Consider the following 20524-nt stretch of genomic DNA (forward strand, 5'->3'; position numbering starts at 1 on the left):
TTTGGTACTTGGCCCTATGGAAAACTGGGAATTTTTGTTGCAAAAACAAGGTGACAAGTCCTGGTTACCTCTAGAATCCCCAACTGTTGAAATTCTGGAGGGGCACTATCGCCTTGCCTCTAGAACCAAGCTGGCTAATGTATTAGTTGGGATTCAATTGAGCTATATACCTAGTTCCGATCTGCAGATACCCAGCCGACAAAAATTTTCTAAGCGGATCGACTCAGAAGGCTTGCTGATCGTGATGCCCTACACGCACTTTACGGCTGGTACGTGGCAGATTGAATGTATTAATTTAGAGCAAGAACCGCAAAAGAGCAGCCTTAGATCGGCGATCGTATGCTTTGAGGTACAGCCAATATCGGCAGATCTGGCAAGCGATTGGCAGCTAAACTTCCCCCAAATCGATACCCAAATTGATACCTCCATCGATCTGCGAGAGTCAGGCGCTGGGCTTAGCGATCGGCATAGTATCACGTCCCAAAAAACTAAAGATTTTGAAGAGATCGGCTCAGAGATAAAGCAAATAGAGACTGAGACAGAGTCAGAAGGGTTAGCAGGCGAAGCGGAGCCAGTTGCTAAACAATCTAAAGTTTATAACTCAGAGTCAGATTTAGTCTCAGCTTCGGACAGTATATCTTTAGCGGAGCCAGATCGACTAAACGATCGCTCTGGAGATGCAGGAACAATAGGTCTGGAAACATCAACGCTGCCCCTGAACCTAATTGTGCTCCATCAATCTCAATATCTAGTTTCTGAAACACAATTTCCCATTTTGTCTGGGATATCCTACTTGCCAGGGGAGTTGGAAGTGATTTTGAAAAGCCCTCAAAATCTTGAAATAGTCATGTATTCTAGATTTGCTCTGGAACCTCCTAAAGCCTCAAATGCTCCAATCGAATTTAGTTTTGAACTGCAAATCCCCGCGCACACATCTCAAGTGACGATCGGTGAAGTAAGATTGCACCCTTCTCCCGATCTATCGCTAATAGACGATCGCACGCATATCTACTACCAGGCGATCGCCATTACTTTTCAGTCGCAGAATATTCTGTCCGAGACAGCTCGGGAATTAACCACTGCCGCCCAGCCTCAACCGCTAGAAGCATTGCCCAATGCTGGAGCCGATGCGATCGCTTCCAAATCGACTAACTCAACAGATAGCATCTCCAATGTACCGAGTACTAAATCGCTGCAACTACCTCTTAAAGCAAACTCGGATCGACCTGTAAATAAACATTTGGCAACGAAATTAGACAAATCAACTAAGCTCCCCGAGTTACCTAAAATATCACCATTGCCTAAGATGCACTCGGGAGATGGACAGCGCGATCGCGATCTAGATGATTCTGACATGCGGCGAGAGCAGTTGTCGGAACTCGATCGAGATGAGAATATATTGGAATTGGGACAATATGAACTTGCAGGATCTGCTGAGAAGGTGTCGGCTGAACTGCCTTCAGCGCCAGAGGTCGATCCAAAGTCCAGGGATATTTTGAAATCTCTCCAAACAAATGATAGCTTCTTAGATAAGTTGCGATCGCTTACTAAGGAATCGATCGCTGAGAGCCTGCTCAGTCAGAAAGTTAGCGAACTGATTGAGGCTGAGGTCGGAAAGCTAGAGTCTGAAATAGAACAATCCCTCGATCTTGAAGATCTAGATCTTGAAGATCTGGGGAGCGAGTTCGAGCAAATGCTGCTGAATGATGAGTTATTAGCCGTTCAAGATCTGGATCGAGAACCATCTGGAGATGAACCTGTGTCCGAGCGCGTTACCAGCCCGATCGCAACGGAGACAGAAGCAGCCGTAGATTTAGGCAATGCCCCACCCACGGATTTAAGCAATTGCGCCAGCGATCCAAATGAGCCAGAAGACGAACCGCATTATTCCGAACAGGAGTTGGTGGCGATCGAAGCTTTGCAGGAGGTAGTAGCTGCTTCTGAAGCGATTAACAAATCCGCTGCGAGCGATCGGCAGGTGTTACCAACTTGGCCCGCTAACGAACCAGTACCCGCCCCCATCCTGGAAATACCTGAAAGCGAAGCGATCGCTGGGTTCCCTTTGCCAGTTCTGGTGAAATTACCGATCGTGCAGTCAAAGCTATTTGTGAAACTCTGGGTTAAGGACTGCCAAACTAGAAACATTATTGACGGGCCGCGTTGGTTAGTCGATTTCCAGTGGGGCAGCGACCCCGATTATCTGACCCTGAGCACAACGATTACGCTACCTCTAGATGTGATGGAAGTAATGTTTGAGGCAATTACAATTGAAATGCAAACTCAGAGAGAAAGCCGGAAAACGAGCATTCCTAGATCGGTAACACCACCAAACTTGTCTCTGGATGAGGAACTCGATTTCGATCCGCCCAGCAACTAAAAGTCCAGGTAGTGGTATACAAGTAATGCTTACAGTGGGGTTGTAGGGGCGCAGCCCCTACTTGGGGACTTGCCCCCAACCCCCCAATCGTTAAATTTCATTACTTCTTCAGGACTATCAAAGTCCGACCCTGGGTAGTTGTACTTAATTAGGCTGTAATAAAACTATACAATATCCACCATGTAACGTATACTACGAAAGGTTGTTAAACTACTGACTTACGTTTGTTGTCTGGTTACCAAGGAGTGTGTGCAATGCAGCAGACAGGGAAAGCCCTGACTGTTCCGCTGGATTTAATGGGAGCACCTGGAGCATTTAATCCAACGCTAATCTTGTTTTTTGGCTCTGTTATTTTGGGGATCGCCTCAACCTCAGGCTATTGGGCTTGGAATTGGCCGCATTGGTGCGTATTTATTGCTAACTTTGTAGCAATGTACGTGCTCGGCACAGTTATTCACGACGCATCCCATGGAGTAGCACATCGCAATCGCATCATCAATGCTGCAGTGGGGCATGTATCAGCCGTTTTACAGGGATTTGTCTACCCAGTATTTACCAGAGTACACATGCAGCATCACGCCCACGTGAACGATCCGGAGAACGATCCAGATCACTTTGTCTCTACTGGTGGGCCTCTGTGGTTAATTGCCGTCCGATTTTTTTACCACGAAGTCTTCTTCTTCCAGAGGCGGCTATGGCGTAATTATGAGCTGCTGGAATGGGCGATCAGTCGTTCGATCCTGGTACTTACCCTGATTGCTGGCTATCAGTTTGGCTTTTTGAGTTACATATTAGGCTACTGGTTCGTACCAGCCGGAATTATGGGCTTAGCATTAGGGCTCTTCTTTGACTATTTACCGCACCGCCCTTTCAAGGAAACTAGCCGCTGGAAGAACGCCAGGGTTTACCCTGGTTGGTTCCTGAACGTAATGCTGCTGGGGCAAAACTACCACCTCATTCATCACCTGTGGCCTTCTATTCCCTGGTATAACTACCAACCGGCTTACTATCTGATGAAGCCGCTTTTGGATGAAAAAGGCGCGCACCAAACTTTAGGGTTGTTACAGTTCCCTGATTTCGGCAGTTTTGTCTATGACATATTTTTAGGCATCCGCTTTCATAGTCACACGAAGTCAGATGCTCTGCCAGAAGCTAAATCTAGCAAAAATTAAGCTTCTTCATCCAAGCTTGATGCGCCTGAAAGACTGCGGTCTAGCTGCATGCGAGTTTCCATCTGTTTGAGAAAGTAGCCAGTCATCATCGCTGAACCTAGCAATCCTGCTAGGTTTTCGCGATCTGTTGTAATCTGAACGCTAAAGTTTTGTGGTGGCAACATGCCTACCAGGTTTTGAATATTCTGAGAAATAATCTGCCTTACTTCAGGACTCACCGACTGGGCCACTTTAGCCAAAGTCTCAGGTGACTGCCCTTGCAAATATGCAAGCAGAGTATTGTTGTTGGCATCAATGTCCCCTAAGTCAAACATGCTTGTCACTCCCTAAACGAATATTTTGTGACTTAATTCATTTTTACACTGCCGCAGGCTAATTATCGAAGGGGGGAAACCGAACGGTCGGCTTAGGGTATTTTCTACAATTAGACTCGACTGCGACTAACAGCCTTAAATCGTAACTCTACAATTTAATTTACCCCAAAATCAATCTATGCATACAGATGGCGATCGATGATACTCCCTCGATCGCTAAACTGTAACTTATGTCAAAATAAGATTAATTAAGTATCGTCTATATATTGCAATGCCCACCACCTATTCGATCGCAGTTCCTAAGAAAAAGTTAAAGAATCCGCCCTTAAAGGTGAATAAGCTGGGCGATCGGGTTTTACGTCAACCAGCTAAGAAAATTAGCAAAGTAAATGACGAAATCCGCAGCTTAGCAGTAAAAATGCTGCAAACCATGTATAGCAATGACGGTATTGGCTTAGCGGCACCGCAGGTAGGGGTAAATAAGCAGCTAATCGTGATCGATATCGAACTCAAAGACGAATCCAAGCCACCACTGGTGATGATCAATCCGGAAATTATATCTTTAGGCGGTGCAATTGTTTTAGGCGAGGAGGGATGTCTCAGCGTACCGGAGGTATTTCTTGACGTGCAAAGACCGGATGAGGTGACAGTTACCTACCGCGACGAAGAAGGTAGACCGCAAAAACTATCTACCAACGGTTTGCTAGCTAGAGTAATCCAGCATGAAATGGATCACCTCAACGGGGTCATGTTTGTAGATCGAGCGCAAAATGCGATCGCTTTGAACAAAGAACTAAGCAAACATGGGTTTTCAGCCAAAGACGTACAGTCAATCAAAGATTAACGGCTAGTAATACGGCGATTGCATAGTTCTTCTTCCAATTCAGCGATGCGGTTGTAAGCCATAGTTAGTTGCGCTGTCAGCCTGCGCACTTGCCACTCACTGGATATTTCTTTGTCATCAAAGCGATCGTGCCAGTGGGATTGGCCTCGGTCGAGCAAAATATCCTTATGTTCTAAATTGTCAGAGTCAACGATTTGCCAATAGGGATCTGTAGGCGTAGACAAACCTTTAGTATCTTTTAGTAACTGCTGTGGCAGTCCCTCAACAATTTTGCTCAGATTCTGCACCTGCTGGCTGAGTTCCAAGAGTTGTTTTTGCAGATGTTCCATAGAGATATTATTTCCTAGGTTCTGTATATGTTAATTAAAGAATTCCCAAAGTCGCCAGATTGCGGAATTATTTAACTTTATATGGCGAAAATACCACAAAAATTTTTATTGTCTAGAGCCTGGGAATTTATCTTTGATATAAGCGATCGCGCCCATAGCTTCCAATTGTTCCTGCTTGGCTAGTACTGTCCTAGCAAGCTCTTGACGATATATCTGTATTCGATCTAACAATTCCGGGTGGGATGTTGCCAAAATTTGGATGGCCAGTAGCCCAGCATTTTCCGCATTGCCGATCGCCACGGTCGCGACGGGAATACCCTTTGGCATTTGCACGATCGAATAGAGGGAGTCCACTCCATTAAGTTGTTTGGTCGCAACCGGAACGCCAATGACTGGTAGCGGTGTAAGAGATGCCACCATCCCAGGTAAATGCGCCGCACCGCCCGCACCAGCGATAATCACGCGAATACCTCGGGTGTGGGCATGTTTGGCAAACTCCACCATGCGATCTGGCGTGCGGTGGGCTGAGACGATCGAGACTTCGTGAGGGACGTTAAACTGCTGGCAAATGGCGATCGCTGCCTGCATTGTCGGCAGATCGGAATCGCTGCCCATAATAATGCTGACTAGTGGCGTGTTGCTCATGGATTGCTTTCATCAAAACTTGAGTAACCAAAGATCTCACATTTTGACACACGAAGCAAACTACTCGACCTCAAAATCTCACATTTTTGCACTGTCAGATTCAGGTAAATGTTGTAGCTTTAGATACATAGGTTCAACTGGTTTGGCAAACTGGGGAAAGGGTTTCCATAATGCAATCGTGTTAGTTGAGGTTGTGAGGTGTTACTTCTTGCGTGGTGGAGCCAATCGCCAGATCCAAACCTGACTATCTAGCGAGAGAGATTGTTTATGAAAATTGAAGATAATACTGCTTGCTCGACTAGCGTCGTGCACGAGCTAGATCGGCAACTCATCTTTGAGATGAACAGCATAGAACCAGGCTCCCTGGTTAGCTTTGCCGATTTGAACGTGTCTTTTGACAAAGTGGTTTGGCCTTACCTCCAGTCCTCAGCTAAAATTGCGCTCGGTAAAGCAATTAGCGATCGCGGGATCCAGTTGCAGGTTAATTCAGCCTATCGGACTATCGCCCAGCAACTTATCCTTTTCAATCATTTCAAAAAAGGTCGTTGTGGCATTGTTGCGGCTGCGCCTCCAGGTGGCAGCAATCATCAAAGCGGTTTAGCTCTAGATATAGAAGATGCCGATGGATGGAAGCCTTTTCTGGAAAGATATGGGTGGCAAAAGCTCGGCGATTTCGATCCCATGCATTTCGATTTTGTGGGAGGAGGAACTAAGGATATTAGCTCTATCTCAGTCCTGGCATTTCAAAAACTGTGGAATGAGAATAATCCTCAAAATCGGATTGCCGAAGATGGTCGCTTTGGGCCTGCTACAGATGCATGTCTGGCAGAATCACCGATGGAAGGTTTTGCAAAGGGGGAAAAGACTCCAGATATCCAACCCCCCGAGCCAGTAAGAGTGCTGCAGCTAACCCAACCGCAGATGCAAGGTGATGATGTTCGCGACTTGCAAACAACTTTGAACAAGGCTGGAATTGATACACCGATTAATGGCATCTTTGACTCCGCAACCGAGCAGGCAGTTAAGCAATTCCAGACAGCAAATAGATTGAGTGCTGATGGCAAAGTCGGCCCTGCAACTCGTTCTAAACTGGAACAATTTAAGACAGTCGATTTGCCAGATGGGCAACTCAATCTGCAAGACCTGATCGAGAAAGATCGGGCGATCGATTTAGACGATCTCAAGCGGCAGCCAGGTATGACCAGACAAATTCAGCTACGACTCAATGCTTTAGGTCTATTACGACCGTCGGATGTTGATGGTGAATTTGGCCCGGTTACAGAAGCTGCGATCGCGAGGTTTTCTGACGCACTCTCGCTCAACGTTACCGCTACTCGCAAACTTGGCCCTACATTCGCGAAAAAGTTAATCGAAGCGCGTGGATTACCTACGGAAATTACTAATCCGATTGATGTTACGGATGGGGTCAGCACCACAACTGCATTCTCGAAAGCACTTGAGTTCACTCTACCTGCTGAAGGGGGTTTTGTAGATAATCCTTTAGATCCAGGAGGGAGGACTAACAAGGGAATTATTCAGTCGGTTTACGACTCCTATAGAAGGCGTAAGGGATTGCCTTTAAATGACGTGCTAAATATTTCAGATGCTGAGGTCAGCGAAATTTACGCCAACATGTATTGGAAACCAGCTCAGTGCGACTTGATGGTTTTACCTTTAGCAGTAGTACATTTTGATACGGCGGTAAACTTTGGCGTAGCGGGTGCAGTTATGTTTTTGCAGGAAGCTTTAGGTGTAGCCGCCGATGGTATTTTCGGCCCCAGAACTATGGCGCTTTTTCAAGCGAATAACAATGTGGCGACGGCCAACAAGATTATTACTGGCAGAATTGCCTATCGCCATCAAAGAGTAGTTGACGCTCCCAGTCAAGGCATATTTCTGAATGGATGGCTAAATCGCGACAATAGTTTGCGAGAATTTATCCAAAGTCTTTAACTTCTGCTTTGCTCCAGGCTATAGGTTAGTTTTGCCGCGATCGCTTCTACCCAATTCTCGTCCTGTTTGGTGTAGCTGCGCGGTGCGTTTGCGCCTAATACGATTACGCCGCGATCGCCGAGGGGCTGCACGATTAAACCCTGTGTATTTTCGGGCAGGTAGTCAAACTCAATTTTGCCAGGATAGAGAGACAGTTTGACCAGATAGGTAGGTTTTTGAGTTTTTAGCACCCGTTGGACGATTTGACCGGGATTAAATTGCTTGACCGGACTTAAAATGCCGCGTCTTAATAATATTTTTTGCTCGTACCAAACTACCAAAGTCTTTGTGGCTGTATTAGTGAGCAGTATGTGGGATGCCCAGGCTAATTCCGCTTTTACAGACTCAGATAACGATTCGTCCAACTCAAAGCCTTCTTCCCCAAGTAAAGTGACGGATTCCGGTGCTTTCGGCTGAATCTGCTGCCAGAGTAACCCGACCAGAATGAGCAAAGCACTTAAAATTATACCGAGAGCATCGGAACGGGATTGATTAGCAGTCAGTAGTGGGGTAGTGAGGCGATTGAGCAGGAGAGCCAGGCCACCGATGATGCCAACAATTAAAGGTAAGTAACGCATTTGATAGCTAAACTAGCTAAATCGCAGCGGTGCATTCAATTTCCACCCGCGCATCCAATGGCAGACGCGCTACCTGTACAGTAGAGCGAGCAGGTGCGGGATCTTGAAAATACTGACCGTATACGCCATTCATTTCCGCAAAATCGGCCATATCGGCTAAAAACACTGTAGTCTTTACCACATTACTAAAGTCAGCGCCAGCAGCACCCAAAACAGCTTGAATATTTTGCAATACTCGCTCGGTTTGCTGTGCAACTGTGCCTTCAATTAGTTTGCCTGTCGCAGGATCTAGGGGAACTTGTCCCGCTAAGAACAGCAGTCTAGAGCCAGTGGGGGTGGCGATCGCCTGATTGTATGGGCCGACGGGTGCAGGGGCGGCATCGGTGCGGATGACTTGTTTTTCGATCTTATTGCTCATTAATCTTTGCGTTAATCTTCTGGCTTGGTATCCATTTCCTTTAGCATCTTGGCATATTCCTGTTCCACTAGATCGCTCTCTGTAGAATAAGCCAGGTCGTCAGCGCTAATTACATTTTGGGCAGTGGCGAACTGGCGGGCAAATTCTAGCTTTTGCTCGATTTCAGCAGTAGGCTTGCGTAAGTCATTGGCTCTTTTTATGCGTTCCTGATTATTGGCAGCAATCTTGGCATTCAAGCCTTGCAAGACAAAATAGCGCACTACGGGCACGGCTAAGAATAAAATCGCATAGCCGAGCAGGAACCAGTATGCACCTGAAACAAAACCCAGGAAACCCGTTAGTTTTCCAGCTAAAGCTGGCGATCGCAGCAGGCTACCCAAAAACAGAGATGCCACCAGATAAAATATGCCCAAACCGGCTGACAGCGTCACCTTACCCGCACCTGCCTGGCTAAATTGCCAGAGTTTCTCTTCTAAATATGTAGGAACCTTTTTTTGCTTGCGATCGGCTCCCACAGTCTGTAATTCCGGAAAACGATAGACTATGCTACCGAGATCGCTGACTTCAGGTTGGCCGTTAAACTTCACTAAAACAGGCAGCACGTAGTCCTCATAACCTTCAGAGGTATTACCCAGATCGTCTAAATATGGAGCGATCTGCTCCGCTGCCACCACACCGCCATTAGCGCGAATTACTTTCGCGATCGCCTTCCAGCGGCGTTCTTCTAGATCGGCGTTGGGGTTGCCATCTCCAAACAGGAATGAGAAGACGCTTTCCAGAAAACCCATCTGCTTAGCGTCAGGCTCCTGACTTTTTTGAAGTTGTTTCTTGTCCTCGTAATAGTTGGGCGTAAATACTGCAAAAGGATCGCCCCACCAAATAAAGGGATTGCCCCACCCAGTATTCGATACGAATACGCCGCCGCCACGACTGTCGTAGGAGCGATCGCTACTGCTGCTACTGCTACTGCTGCTATCGCTGTTGTTGCTGTTTTGCAAAGCTATCAAGGCGATAATAATGGCAATAACGACAATAGCGATCGAAATTATCAAGACAATACCGAAAGAGATACGGATCAGGAAAAATGCCCATTTCCATGCTGACTGGAGCCATGCTTGCATCCGCAGTTTAAACGAGCGATTCAGTAAAATATTGCGGAAATTACGCGAAAACACGTAGGCAAGATCGCCCGACTGGGACACCTGAAGGTGCCCGCCGCTGTCAGTTGCTAAGCTCATTAGTTGGATTGAGGCTGTAGCTAAACTCAACCCTGAGTGTGCTGCCACATCGCCAACAGTGACGCGATAGTTCAGCTTTTCTACTGCTTTCATCACAGCTTCACGGGTCATCGTTTTTCTACCTTCATTAAATGAGTCTGAAATCAAGTGCAGATTTACTGACTGCTGTGTGACTTGTGTCACTTCTTCTGCTAGTAGGTGCGCCTAAAATCCATTTTGACACTCCCCGCTCTAAAGAGGTGGGGATTCTTAAGAACCTTGACCTTAGTAGATCTTGATTCGTAACGGCTGAGCCAAACAGCCTCTAGACAGTCCGGTAAAACCATTCTGCTTACTTTTACGCCCAATATTTGCAGCCCCATTACAATCAGCGTTAATCAAATGTCCATCCTTACTTCGATACAAACCTCGTTTAACCCGCGAACCCGCAAACTGGTAAGCGGCAGGTTTGTCGGCGTTGTAGGTGGGCAAATCATCTCCATCCAAAGCACTTGCCTTGCTGGTATACGATTCCTCTTGTTCCTGATAGATCAATCCGTAGCGTTCACACAATGCTTTCAGCTTGGCTCTCAAAGAGTAAAAGGGAATCTGGACAAAGTTCTGATTGTTTCGGCTACCGATATTGATTTCTTGCTTCATCCCCAGATTAAAACCAACAATCACCTTGCTGATTTTGTTGGCGATGCAGTGGTCGATAATCAACCTTGCGGTTTTGTTGAGGTAGTCTCTGACCTTAGCGTTTCGGTTGACAAACAGCCTTGCTTGACGCTCTGTGAGCCGTTCAATCTTTTGTTTATCTTTAATAGACTGCAACCGAGCATTTTCCTTGTTAAACCATTGGTTAATAGATTTAAGTTTGCGACCATCCATGATAAAGGATGCCCCATTGGTATCAACACAAGTTGCCAGGTTGTCCAAGCCAAAATCAATCGAAATAGCACTATCTTCAACAGTCTCTACAGGTTCAGCTTCAACCTTAGAGACAAACTCAATTTCAAAGAATCGAGCGTCGTATTTCGGGTGAATCCTCACCTCTTTAATCGTCTCTGGGTCGAGTCTGTCTGGGAAAGGCAAGGATACCAAGCCAAATTGCTGCTTAAAAGCAAAGGACATCGGCACATTAAACCGTCCATCTTTGACTTTAATTCGAGGGATTATCAAGACAAAATAGCCATCTTTGGGCAAGTAGTGAGGCAGGCTTATCTTTGGCTGATAGCTACCCGCTTTTACTGCACTAATCAAGCCGTAGAAGCTGTGAAACGTTCTGTCTATCACCTTCAAAGTTTGTTGAGCGATGTCTGTATTCAACAGACGGTAATTCTCGTTTTCTTTGCACAGATGGTAAGCAGATTCGTAACGCAAGTGTTTGTGTTCCTGAAAGTAGTATTGCCGCACAGCGTACAACCCTACGTTGTAGAGGTTTTTGCTGAGACGACACAATTCTCGCAGAGCCAAAAACTCAGACTTATTTAGATTGCGAATTTGGTTCTTTTGAGTTAGGTACATCATACAACTTTCGCTACATATCCTATTATACGGCGAAAGCTAGGGGGGATACAAGAAAGTCGTAGGCGATTAAAACCGCTCGTGTCGTCGTTCTTCCCAGGGCTAAAGCCACTGGGTTTCCCAACTTCCCGCATTCTTCTGATGAAACATTCGACATTTGGCCGATCGCTATTACTCGCTATGAGGGTAAGTTCTTTCTATCGATAGAGGCACCCACAGCGAAGTAAAAAATTTGTTAAGCTTTCCTCAGGCTTGTTAAGAACTAAATTTGAGTGTGGCAACCTTAGGATAGACCAACCGTCGATTATTGAGTCCGATATCGAGTCCGAAAACCACTCTAAAGTAGACGTAACTGATAATGCAGACACAAGCAAGATCGCAAAACAACTCAGTTGTCATGGTTCCAGACCTGAACCAATCTAGCCCCGAACCGCTCTGTGAGGGTATGGATTTGATGTTGGATGAATCTCTATTGGGTATAGAGAACGCAATCGACGAAAACATTATTTTAGATGGTGCTGAAAATAGCGCTACTGACTCTAAAGCCTCTGCTCCTGCCAAGTTTAGCAATCACTTTGTCGGCTACATGGACATGTATGCTGACGCTGCTAAGGCGATCGCCTACCTCGACGCTCATCAGGGTTGGTTTTGCCGTTGCGCCCATCCCCTCAAGGTCAAAGCAATTAGCAGCAATGCTTACGCCCTGGGAATCGGTCATGTAGGTGCGTTGGGCTATAAAGTCGATCCCCGCATTGGCTTGGATCTACTACCCCAAAAAGAGGGGGTTTACCGCATTCGCAGCATTCCTTTACCCGATCAGGAACCGCAGGTATATGACGTAGACTTTCAAGCTGTAATGATCCTCAAGGAGCAACCAGCCGATGAAAACGGTACGGTCATGACTAGCGTGGAATGGCAATTAGATCTAACGGTATCTATTCAACTACCGCGTTTCGTGCAGGTGTTTTCTCAGCACGTACTTCAAAAAACTGGCGATACCGTCCTCGCCCATGTGGTGAAGAGCATCTCCCAAACTTTGACTGCAAAAGTCCAGGCTGACTTCCACAAGACAATTGGCGCGATCGTGCCCAAAAAACGCAGAAAGTCGTAAGTAAAGCGATCGGCAATTAGCTGTTAGCTAGCTGCAAAGTTGTAGGTCAGGTTTCTCGATTTTTACAGCTCGATCTTAAAGAGCCAAAGGAATTACCCAAGGGGCGGGGGCTTACTTCAGGGGGAATGTAAGCGGGGCAAATCAAATATCGCGATCGGAACTTCAGTGGTTGGCAACTCTTCCACTGGAAGTCCTTTTTGCTTTGCTACGATCGCTAACTTACCAAGTCGTGTGCCATGATTGTGTTGTTAGGGTATTAAAGCAGTTCTATGACGACTGCCACCACTAAAACTAGGGTTACTTTTGCAGATTACCTGACTTACTTTGATGAAATCGTAATGCCCCTTTACACTTTTGCCTTTTTTACCGAGCCAGTGCCGCCAGTCAATCCACCAGGAATTAATGGCAACGTTAGATATCTGCATGTGGATAATCTAGTCGCCGCGATCGAGCCTGACCTGGACGTTCAAGGCTTGAAGGAAGTGGCTGAAGAGGTGTTGCTCAAGGCCGTTCTGAGCCACGATCGCGTCATTTGCGAACTATTTCAGGATAGAACTCTACTACCACTGCGCTTCGGGACGGCTTTCGTCTCTGAGGTGGCATTAAGGGATTATTTGCACTCCCACAATCGGGAATTAAGCGATCGCCTGCAAAAGCTACAAAACTACGCTGAATATCCCATCAAAGCCAAGTTCTTATCACGATCGTCGCAGCAAGATTCTGAACAGACAGATACGAAGCCTGAATTGAAGGGCAAGGAATATTTGCTTGCGAAACGGGATTTCTATATCCAACAACAGGAAACGCGATCGCTACAACAACAGGAATATACTGACTTAGTCAATCTTCTTAACTCTATCTCATTAGAAATGAAACATCCTGCTGCGCCGCGCATTAGCGAACAACAGAATCGCGATGAGTTGCGAGCTTTTATGCTGCTCAAATCAGATCAAGTAGATTTGCTACAAACAGCTATTAATGAATGGCTGAGAGATCGCGTATCCTGGCAGGTTGCGATCGCCGCTCCACTGCCACCCTATCACTTCGCCGATTTGTGATTGCTAGGGCAGGCCAGGAGGCGCTGCCCCTACGAGAAATTGTCTTAATTCCGCGATCGAGTCAGTTTATAGTAGCTAAACGTGCCACGCATCCCTTCAAAATAAAAGTATCCGAATACTAGTGCCAGGATCAATGCTGCGATCGGCAGTTGATTTGTAAAGAGTTGCAATAGCTTGCCAAAGACAAAATAAGCGAATAGGGCAACGGCACAAATTCTATTCTTTTGATAAACTCCAAACGCTAGACCAAAAATCAGGAGAATATCAATTAAATTGCCAGCCAGATTATTTGCCGACCGTGCTGAAATGCTGCTGCCAAGTGAAGCTAGAGTGATTACAACCAATAAGGCTCCTTGGACTGCTCCTGCGATCGCACCATTCCTAATCGCCGTTTGGGCTTTGTCTAGAGTTAGAGAACTAAGCAGAGCGATCGTGCCCGGTACAATACCCTCACTCCAGGCACTCTTTAATGCTGTTTTTGCCTTCTCAAAATCATCGTTAGAGCTGTAACTGACTGGTGGCGAAACTCGATCTTGGGCTTGATATGTCTGAGCCGCAGGATTGACCGCAGCAGGATTAACCAGTGTTTCGGGAATGGGATTGCCACTAGGTGAAGGTGGAGCAGCCGGATTGACGACCGTTTCTGGCAACGGCTGGCCAGTCGGTAAAGGTGTGGTAGCCGGATTTACTAGTGTGGGATTGGATTGGGACGCAGGTGTTGGGGCATGGGGAGAGTTTCCCGATACTACGGGTTCTGTTTGATATGGCATCGGCACGGTTGGCGGCGGTGTTGCCCTTGAACGTTGTAAGGTCCGATCGATTTCTGCCAATTCCTGTAAAACTGCTTGCGTATTTTGCGATCGCTGGCTGGGTAGACGTGCCATTAAGCGATCGATCAGATCGGCGATCGCCGGCGACAGATTAACAGAATGTTCGCGCCAATGACACTGGTCTGTATAGGGATCGTACATATCATTCGGCGGTCTGCCCGTCAGCAAAAAGGCAAACGTCCGTCCCAGAGCAAAGAAATCAGACTGCGGTACTGCCTGTCCGTTCATTTGCTCTGGTGGCGTATAGCCCAAGGAGTGAATACCCGTAACCTGCCCCCCTTCCTGTTTAGCCATATAAGTGCCTGTCATTTCCCGCGCCGCCCCAAAGTCGATGAGTACCAGTTGCCCATCGGCCCTGAGCATAATATTAGCGGGCTTGATATCGCGATGAAAGAACTGTTGCTGATGTACTTCATGCAAAATCGTGAATGTTTGATTCAGCCATTCCAGTGCCAGTTGCTGGCTGATGGGGCGATAGTTGCGCTGCGCCATATATTGTTGCAAATCTAGCCCTTCAACCTTCTCCATCACCATGCAGTGTAATGGTTCTTTACTGTTTGCCGGGTAAAAAGCAAAGTAGCCATCCGCCTCAATCCTGGGTATGCCGGGGTGATGGAGCCTGCTTAAAACGTCCTTTTCTCGTAGAAATAGTTCCACCGCTTTCGGCTGATTGTTAATCAAAACCTTCAGCACCTGGGGCAAGCCGCTAGTCACACCGCCCGTAGTTCGCAATGCTTGCCTAATCTCGTAGGTTTTACCAAACCCACCGCCGCCGAGCAGTTTAACAACACGATAGCGCCCTTCTAGAAGTAACTCCGAGCCGCAAGCTTGACAAAATACTAGCTCGTCGGGATTTTCGGGCGCTTGACAGTTAGGGTTAATACAGAGACTCATAACATCGTATTGATGGCTTTACCGATCGGGTTTATACCAGTATCGCCTGCTAAGAGGCAACTTGACATCGATCGCAATCGATCGCATGTTATTAGGGCAGATAATAATAAGGCAATTCCCACTAGAAAATACACCCAATATATTGTAGGGGCAGAGACTTCTGCCCTAAGCCTCAGGGTAACTGGGAATTCCCCTTACAGGTATTTTATTTGCTAGAAATTGCCTACCTAGAGAGTAATTCTCAGTCATGCCTGAAGAAAATTTACCAATTCATCAAGTTAAGGCAAACAAATCAGGGCTAGCTCCTTTAGTCCTGACTTTGGTGGAATTATTACGCCAGTTAATGGAAGCGCAGGTAATTCGTCGCATGGAATCCGGTGCATTGGCGGAAACAGAAATAGAGCGGGCGGCTGATAGCTTGCAAGCCCTGGAAAAGCAAATTTTGACCCTATGTGATGTTCTGGAAATCGATCCCGAAGATCTGAACTTAGATTTGGGGGATGCGGGTAAGCTATTGCCGCGTCGGGGGCACTATTATCCCGATCTCCCTTCCAACGAAGCATCGATCTTGGAATTGCTAGATCGCTTGATTAACACTGGCATTGTCTTAGAGGGAGACGTGCAGATTGGTCTGGCGCAGCTAAATTTAATTCACCTCAAACTGCGCCTGATTTTATCGGCGGAAGATCTTCTTTGATGGCGTTTAGGGCTTGGCATTAGGCAATTGCCCAGACAACCAAGCCTGCCAGAGTAATTACGATCGCAATCCACAGAAAACGATTCTGTTCCTGTTGCGATGTCTGTGTATCTAGGCTCGATCCTGTCGGCAACTGGTTTTCGGGTTTTGCTTGAGGGAGTTTAGAACCGGACACCCCTAGCGGTCGGGATGAAATTTGGTCGTCCAACCCTTTTAAGCTGGGAATCTTAGAAGTTGCATCCTTGAGATTACTTAGTTTGGGTGCGGATAGGATCCCCAGGACATAATTGGCAGATTTACGCACATCGCGATCGCTATGGGTTTTCAGACTGCGACAGAGGGCAATTGCTTCCGTTGAATTGCCAGCGGCATCGTAGGCATTGGCTAGCCAAACCTGAATCTCGCCCCCAATTTTTGTCTTAGCATTTACACCATCTAGAGCTTGTTGGAATTGCGCGATCGCCTGCTGATAGTTCCCGCGTTCAAAGCTTCGCACGCCTGCCTGATATAACTCCTGATATAACTCCCGATCTGGTTTTTCGGTTGAACCTGGATTATCTGTCATGATTCATTTTGCGCAATGCTTGGACGATCTCGTAATTAGCGGGCGGCAACTGAAAGCGATCTAACTCCTCCAAAGTTACCCACCGCACCTCAGCACATTCTAGCGGCTGTGGTTCCCCACTGATGTGCAGGCAGTTATGCACGATCAGGGCAACAGAGAGATCCTCATCATAATCGTGGTTAATGGCGATCAGGTAGTCCTCTACAAAGATCTCAATACCCAGTTCTTCCCTGATTTCGCGGCGAATGCAAGCAGCAATATCTTCCCCTGCCTCCACCTTACCACCAGGAAATTCCCAGTAACTGGCAAATCTGCCTTTGGGCAAGCGGCGATCGATGAGGATGCGATCGCGCTCTTGATTCCACACAATTGCTACACCAATCTGCCTATACTTTCTTGTCACCTATTTTTGCTACCAGTTACTGTGATTTGCAATATTTTCTCCCGTGTTTATTTGCGAAAAACAGCAGTAATTATCGTTGTAATTGTGGCAGTCGCCAGCAAGCCAAAAGCGAGGTTGACTACCCATTGTGACGCTTGTTGGTAGGCACTAAAGCGAATGTTTAACTCCTTAAGTTCCTCTCGAAATTCCTTAGACTCCTCTCGCAATTCCTTGACTGACTCTGCCAGTTTGTCCACCATTTCATCTGTCCAGTGTTCGACTGCCATTACAATAACCTCACGTAACTATATTAATTATGCACAAGCTTGCGATCCCGCCTTACCTCGTTCCCGGCCAAAAAGTGCGCGTAGTCGCCACCAGCGGCGCAGTGCGGGAATGGGAGCGCCTGGAAAAGGGCGTGCAAATCTGGCGCGATCGCGGCTATGAAGTTTATCTTCCTGAAGATCTGGGCGTATCCTGGGGCTACCTGGCTGGTAGCGATCGCCATCGCCGCCAACAATTAATAGAGGCATGGAACGATCCGGACTGCGCGGCAATTCTCTGCGCGCGGGGGGGCTATGGTTCCGCACGCCTGTTAGAAGGATTGGACTGGCAAACTCTGGACTCCCACCCTAAATGGCCGATCGGATTTTCCGATATCACGGCTTTGTTATGGGGAATTGCCGCTCATAAAAAAATTGCCGGACTCCACGGCCCCGTGCTGACTACCCTAGCTACCGAACCCGATTGGTCTATCCAGCAGTTATTTAGCGTGTTAGAAGGGAAATTAACTAAGGTGACGTTGAGCGGTCGTGGATTAGGCGGATGCAAAAACACAGCCGAAGGTATATTACTACCCGGAAATTTAAATGTGGCAACTCATCTGATCGGTACGCCTTTATGTCCCGATCTCGACGGTGTCATTCTGGCATTTGAGGATGTGGCGGAGCCTCCCTACAAAGTAGACCGCATGCTCACCCACTGGCGGTGGTCGGGAAATTTACATAAGGTAAAAGGCATTGCCCTAGGGCGCTTTAGTCAGGCAGAACCGCCCAAAGACCGCCCCAGCTTTTCTATGGCTGAGGTATGGAGCGATCGCCTTGCCGATTTAGGAATTGCGATCGTGGCAGAGCTGCCATTTGGCCATGACGGTGCTAATGCCCCACTGATCGCAGGTGCGATCGCTCAACTAGATCCTGAGTCGGGAACATTAACCTACGACTTAAGTCAATGACACCCTGGGTGCTCTATTCGAGATGAAGCAAATACAAAAAGGTTTGAGTTAAACAAGCTAAAGTTTTTCTTCTTGAAAAGAGCGCAAGAACAGTACTCAGAAACTGTAGCTGCTAGATACCACAATTCCCCTCACTGTCTCACTAACTTGGGCTTTTGATAGTAGGTACCCCCAAGCACCTACCAAAAATAAATGCCCCCGCATTTATCTCAAAATCCCTCATTTTCTCCATTTAGCCTGTTAAATCAAACCTGCGACATTTCAATTTACAGCTAAAAAGTAAAGAACTCGGGATCTTCGCATTCCCCTATTAGTTTCATAATGTTTTCTAAAGAATTTTGGCTCAATTAATCCTTAAATTTGGGATGCGATCGGTACAAGTACTAAGAAGAAAAAGGATTCCGACCACTCAACTATCGCTCCATACGTATCTCCTGTTTGACCTCCCAGTTTATAGTTCAACCACGCTCCCGTCCCCCAGGCACATATTGTGCCAGCTAAAGAGATCGCCACTGATAAGTTAATCCGTTGACTTGCAACACCAGTTACCCCACTAACGATCGCGATCGCGCCAAATACCAGCCAAACTTGCCAAGATCGCACGTAATCGCGGTGAAATTTACCTTTGCCAGCGGACTTGAGGTAAGGATAGGCGGCGATCGCCCGCAGTTGTCCCCAGCGACTCCAGGTACAGGCGGCAATTAAAATCCAGAGGCGGTGACGGTCGATTGCAGCTAGCGATGCTGTTTTGAGAAATAGGATCGCGATCGCCGCCATTACGCCGTAAGCCCCAGTAGTACTATCCGCCATGACTTCTAGACGACGCTCTGGATCGGTCACCGCCAGCCCATCAGCCGTATCCATGGCTCCATCCAGGTGCAACCCACCTGTAAGCCATACCCCTAACAGTACGATCAGCCCTGCTACAAGCAGGGGTGCTCGATCGTGCAACAGCAGTGCCAAACCCAGATCGCACCCTCCTAAAATCGCACCGATCGCCGCTCCTACCAAAGGAGCATAGACGGCAATACCGCGAAAATCTAAAGCTGCACTATTGCCACCCTTGCTGAGAGGCAAACAAGTATAGAAAACAAACGCAGCACGTATAGTCTGAAAGAACATTAGTGATTTCATGATGTTGTCTCAACTACGCGCCTACGATTTCTGTTGCTCGATCCTTTGTCGAATAGTTTCCTCCTGTTACTGCCATTCTTCCGGTGTTTGAGGAATACCGTAGATCTTTGCATTTGGAGAACGTCTGCTAAATAAAATACGGATAGCCTTCATATGGAAGAGTTGGATCCGTCCATGAAGTGTATGCTCCAACTGCGACCCACAGCTACTTCGAAACAAACTCAACCGTATTGAAGTCGATTTGAATCCTGATCTGATTGTTGACCTGTTCCAACACGTCGCTGAGCCTGCTCTTGAGTTGACCTCCTTGCCTGGCATGAACGACAAACTTGTCGTTATCGTCTGGGGAGTCCACGAGAAAGTCATCCACGTCGCGACCAGGCTCGAATTCGCCACCAGCCCAACGCAGTGCGTCAACGCATCGACGGAAGATCTTTGGATAGATGAGACTTCCCCGCTCCGGTCCGATGTCATCGAGTGTGTTCACCGTGAACCGTCTAGTTCTGTCGAGTTTCCAGATACCCAGATTGGCAGCTTTGGCCTGCTTGTAGGCAGCGATGAGACTTGATTGAATCTCGAAGGAGAGTCCGCCCGAGTAGAGACCCAAGTAGGCTAACCCGGTGTCGGCTGCGTGGTAGTTGTAGGTCTTAGCTAGCAAAGACTTGGTTAGCTTGACATCTGAACCGTCTTTGTCATCGAGGTCACGGAGAACGAACGCAATCGGTCGCCCATGGCCCTCAAACCCGTCACAGAGAATCACCGCCTCCTTCTCCCACTCGAATCCGCTTGGCGCGACTGCCCAGTCCCAATCGGATGGATCCACTCCGAGCCATTGAAGGAGGCCATTTCGGCTGTCAATACCATGTGGCTGTGCAGCCCCGCCGTAGTGAAGTTCAGGTGTATCGATGGCTTGGAATCGTAGCTGGTAGCTCTCCACGCCACCAGCCTCACTTGGAGGCGAAAATCGAGGAAGCGCTTCAAACAAAGACATGTCGTTCGCCACGAACCGCATACTGTCGCCGTCTGGTGACTGCCGCTGACGAACAGTGAGGTGACCTTTGATCAGGCGATAAAAACCTAGAGACATGTGAACCTCCTAGTGTTGATGGTGAATGGGACTCAGAGGATCTAACGGCTAAATTGAGTGGTAAGCGATCGCCCCCAACTCAACACCGCAATGTCTCAATATTATCCTCTCCTAATGAT

22 protein-coding genes are annotated in these 20524 nt (G+C 47.4%); 8 read left to right on the forward strand and 14 right to left on the reverse strand.

Features of this window, described 5'->3' with window-relative positions; all coding sequences use genetic code 11:
• Positions 1 to 16: 16 nt before the first annotated feature.
• Complete coding sequence (locus PSE6802_RS0115445) at positions 17 to 2377, forward strand: hypothetical protein (protein ID WP_019500951.1); 2361 nt, start codon at positions 17 to 19, stop codon at positions 2375 to 2377.
• Positions 2378 to 2631: 254 nt separating this feature from the next.
• Positions 2632 to 3549, forward strand: a complete 918-nt coding sequence (gene crtR, locus PSE6802_RS0115450; protein ID WP_019500952.1) for a beta-carotene hydroxylase — start codon at positions 2632 to 2634, stop codon at positions 3547 to 3549.
• Here the strand turns inward: crtR and PSE6802_RS0115455 are convergent.
• Positions 3546 to 3863, reverse strand: a complete 318-nt coding sequence (locus tag PSE6802_RS0115455) for a DUF760 domain-containing protein (protein ID WP_019500953.1) — start codon at positions 3861 to 3863, stop codon at positions 3546 to 3548. The two genes, crtR and PSE6802_RS0115455, sit on opposite strands and share 4 nt — an antisense overlap.
• 271 nt (positions 3864 to 4134) lie before the next feature.
• Here PSE6802_RS0115455 and def point away from each other — a divergent pair, with 271 nt between their 5' ends.
• Positions 4135 to 4707, forward strand: a complete 573-nt coding sequence (def, locus tag PSE6802_RS0115460) for a peptide deformylase (protein WP_019500954.1) — start codon at positions 4135 to 4137, stop codon at positions 4705 to 4707.
• Here def and PSE6802_RS0115465 read toward each other — a convergent pair.
• Together PSE6802_RS0115465 and purE are read right to left on the reverse strand one after the other, a co-directional pair.
• The gene (locus PSE6802_RS0115465; protein ID WP_019500955.1) at positions 4704 to 5036 is read right to left on the reverse strand and encodes a hypothetical protein; all 333 of its coding nucleotides are present in this window, start codon (positions 5034 to 5036) and stop codon (positions 4704 to 4706) included. The genes def and PSE6802_RS0115465 overlap by 4 nt on opposite strands.
• A 105-nt stretch (positions 5037 to 5141) precedes the next feature.
• Entirely contained in the window at positions 5142 to 5681 is a 540-nt protein-coding gene (gene purE, locus PSE6802_RS0115470) for a 5-(carboxyamino)imidazole ribonucleotide mutase (RefSeq protein WP_019500956.1), read from the reverse strand.
• 267 nt (positions 5682 to 5948) lie between these two features.
• Here purE and PSE6802_RS32025 point away from each other — a divergent pair, with 267 nt between their 5' ends.
• Complete coding sequence (locus PSE6802_RS32025; protein WP_019500957.1) at positions 5949 to 7634, forward strand: peptidoglycan-binding protein; 1686 nt, start codon at positions 5949 to 5951, stop codon at positions 7632 to 7634.
• Here PSE6802_RS32025 and PSE6802_RS0115485 read toward each other — a convergent pair.
• From PSE6802_RS0115485 to PSE6802_RS34105, 5 genes are all read right to left on the reverse strand, one after another.
• Positions 7631 to 8251: a cofactor assembly of complex C subunit B gene (locus PSE6802_RS0115485; protein ID WP_019500958.1), complete on the reverse strand. Its 621-nt coding sequence runs from the start codon at positions 8249 to 8251 to the stop codon at positions 7631 to 7633. The genes PSE6802_RS32025 and PSE6802_RS0115485 overlap by 4 nt on opposite strands.
• A 16-nt stretch (positions 8252 to 8267) precedes the next feature.
• Positions 8268 to 8669, reverse strand: a complete 402-nt coding sequence (locus PSE6802_RS0115490; RefSeq protein WP_019500959.1) for a RidA family protein — start codon at positions 8667 to 8669, stop codon at positions 8268 to 8270.
• Positions 8670 to 8680: 11 nt separating this feature from the next.
• Positions 8681 to 10018, reverse strand: coding sequence for a hypothetical protein (locus tag PSE6802_RS0115495; protein ID WP_019500960.1), 1338 nt, complete (start codon positions 10016 to 10018; stop codon positions 8681 to 8683).
• Between the two features lie 153 nt (positions 10019 to 10171).
• Positions 10172 to 11413: an RNA-guided endonuclease InsQ/TnpB family protein gene (locus PSE6802_RS0115500; RefSeq protein WP_019500961.1), complete on the reverse strand. Its 1242-nt coding sequence runs from the start codon at positions 11411 to 11413 to the stop codon at positions 10172 to 10174.
• A 255-nt stretch (positions 11414 to 11668) separates the two neighbouring features.
• Entirely contained in the window at positions 11669 to 11812 is a 144-nt protein-coding gene (locus PSE6802_RS34105; protein ID WP_162139227.1) for a hypothetical protein, read from the reverse strand.
• Between PSE6802_RS34105 and PSE6802_RS0115505 the strand changes: the two genes are divergently transcribed.
• Both PSE6802_RS0115505 and PSE6802_RS0115510 read left to right on the forward strand, forming a co-directional pair.
• Positions 11811 to 12524 carry a DUF1997 domain-containing protein gene (locus PSE6802_RS0115505; RefSeq protein WP_019500962.1) on the forward strand — a complete coding sequence of 238 codons (714 nt, stop codon included), beginning with the start codon at positions 11811 to 11813 and terminating at the stop codon, positions 12522 to 12524. The two genes, PSE6802_RS34105 and PSE6802_RS0115505, sit on opposite strands and share 2 nt — an antisense overlap.
• 269 nt (positions 12525 to 12793) lie before the next feature.
• Positions 12794 to 13582 carry a GvpL/GvpF family gas vesicle protein gene (locus tag PSE6802_RS0115510; RefSeq protein ID WP_019500963.1) on the forward strand — a complete coding sequence of 263 codons (789 nt, stop codon included), beginning with the start codon at positions 12794 to 12796 and terminating at the stop codon, positions 13580 to 13582.
• A 44-nt stretch (positions 13583 to 13626) separates the two neighbouring features.
• Here PSE6802_RS0115510 and PSE6802_RS0115515 read toward each other — a convergent pair whose 3' ends face one another.
• Positions 13627 to 15306 carry a serine/threonine-protein kinase gene (locus PSE6802_RS0115515; RefSeq protein ID WP_019500964.1) on the reverse strand — a complete coding sequence of 560 codons (1680 nt, stop codon included), beginning with the start codon at positions 15304 to 15306 and terminating at the stop codon, positions 13627 to 13629.
• Positions 15307 to 15553: 247 nt separating this feature from the next.
• Between PSE6802_RS0115515 and PSE6802_RS0115520 the strand changes: the two genes are divergently transcribed.
• The gene (locus PSE6802_RS0115520) at positions 15554 to 16003 is read left to right on the forward strand and encodes a gas vesicle protein K (protein WP_019500965.1); all 450 of its coding nucleotides are present in this window, start codon (positions 15554 to 15556) and stop codon (positions 16001 to 16003) included.
• Between the two features lie 19 nt (positions 16004 to 16022).
• Here PSE6802_RS0115520 and PSE6802_RS0115525 read toward each other — a convergent pair whose 3' ends face one another.
• Genes PSE6802_RS0115525 through PSE6802_RS0115535 form a run of 3 tightly spaced genes read right to left on the reverse strand, consistent with a single transcriptional unit; the run spans position 16023 to position 17237 of the window.
• Complete coding sequence (locus PSE6802_RS0115525) at positions 16023 to 16568, reverse strand: tetratricopeptide repeat protein (protein WP_019500966.1); 546 nt, start codon at positions 16566 to 16568, stop codon at positions 16023 to 16025.
• A complete protein-coding gene (gene mutT / locus PSE6802_RS0115530; protein ID WP_019500967.1) occupies positions 16558 to 16971 on the reverse strand; it encodes an 8-oxo-dGTP diphosphatase MutT in 414 nt (137 codons plus the stop codon). The genes PSE6802_RS0115525 and mutT overlap by 11 nt, the downstream gene beginning before the upstream one ends.
• Positions 16972 to 17018: 47 nt before the next feature.
• Positions 17019 to 17237 carry a ssr2422 family thylakoid membrane protein gene (locus tag PSE6802_RS0115535; RefSeq protein WP_019500968.1) on the reverse strand — a complete coding sequence of 73 codons (219 nt, stop codon included), beginning with the start codon at positions 17235 to 17237 and terminating at the stop codon, positions 17019 to 17021.
• Between the two features lie 29 nt (positions 17238 to 17266).
• On the opposite strand from PSE6802_RS0115535, the gene PSE6802_RS0115540 reads away from it, so the two are divergent.
• Positions 17267 to 18184, forward strand: coding sequence for a S66 peptidase family protein (locus PSE6802_RS0115540; RefSeq protein ID WP_019500969.1), 918 nt, complete (start codon positions 17267 to 17269; stop codon positions 18182 to 18184).
• A 354-nt stretch (positions 18185 to 18538) separates the two neighbouring features.
• On the opposite strand, the gene cobS is transcribed toward PSE6802_RS0115540, so the two are convergent.
• Positions 18539 to 19318: an adenosylcobinamide-GDP ribazoletransferase gene (gene cobS / locus PSE6802_RS0115545; protein ID WP_019500970.1), complete on the reverse strand. Its 780-nt coding sequence runs from the start codon at positions 19316 to 19318 to the stop codon at positions 18539 to 18541.
• A 205-nt stretch (positions 19319 to 19523) separates the two neighbouring features.
• Positions 19524 to 20405, reverse strand: a complete 882-nt coding sequence (locus tag PSE6802_RS0115550; protein ID WP_019500971.1) for a hypothetical protein — start codon at positions 20403 to 20405, stop codon at positions 19524 to 19526.
• Positions 20406 to 20524 lie beyond the last annotated feature (119 nt).

The sequence above is a fragment of the Pseudanabaena sp. PCC 6802 genome, from assembly GCF_000332175.1.
GTDB lineage: Bacteria > Cyanobacteriota > Cyanobacteriia > Pseudanabaenales > Pseudanabaenaceae > PCC-6802.